1 protein-coding gene is annotated in these 904 nt (G+C 33.4%); it reads left to right on the top strand.

The features are described from left to right. Positions 1–429: 429 nt before the first annotated feature. The coding region (locus B2Y23_RS06310) for a TerC family protein (protein ID WP_291369695.1) at positions 430–904 on the top strand (475 nt) is incomplete at its 3' end.

Below are 904 nucleotides of genomic sequence, written 5' to 3'. Positions count from 1 at the left end.
AATGTTTTGTTCTGGTGTAGAGAAACTGGGGTGAACGGATCTTTTTAATAAAGATCTGCTGCTTTTTTATCATCTAGTTAACAAATCAGTCCAGTGTATTCATTAAATTTTTCTTATATGAATTTACAAAATAAGTATTTGTTTAAAATATCTTTTTTATTTATTGGTCAACGCATGTACTTAGCGATAAATTTTATCTTTTCTTAAGCTAAAAATCCGATGAACAGATGAAATAAAAGTATAAAAAATAAGCTGAACTGCTTACCAGAGTAGGGTTAAGTCGCTAAAAATACAAAAATCTAATTACAATTTTTCTGAATTATGCATAATAAATTTATCTATTGTTGAACAGGTCATATTTATGGATCCGTCGCCGTGCAGGTCTAGGTTTATTTTTAACCAAATTTATAAACTCGGAGAGATAAACTAATGGAGTTTTTATTAGATCCGGGAATTTGGATTGGTTTACTCACTCTTATTGTTTTAGAAATTGTTTTAGGTATTGATAACCTAGTCTTTATTGCCATTTTGGCCGAAAAACTTCCTCCAGAACAACGTGATAAAGCGCGTGTCGTGGGTTTATCCCTCGCTTTATTCATGCGCTTGGGTTTATTGTTTGCCATCTCTTGGTTAGTCACTTTGACCAAACCGCTTATTACCGTCTTTGATTGGACATTCTCAGGTCGAGATCTCATTCTTTTATTCGGTGGTTTATTCCTTGTGTATAAAGCCGTAACTGAACTACATGAAAAGATTGAAGGCAAGCCTGAAGTTAAAGTTACCACCAATATTGTTTATGCAAGTTTTGCAGCAGTTGTTGCGCAAATTGTAGTGTTAGATGCCGTATTCTCTTTAGATTCGGTGATTACCGCAATTGGTATGGTTGATAACATTTATGTGATGA

Source organism: Acinetobacter sp. UBA5934 (genome assembly GCF_002430855.1).
In the GTDB taxonomy this organism is placed as follows: domain Bacteria; phylum Pseudomonadota; class Gammaproteobacteria; order Pseudomonadales; family Moraxellaceae; genus Acinetobacter.
Note: the sequence above shows the minus strand (reverse complement) of the source record. Positions and strands in the feature narration are given on the sequence as shown.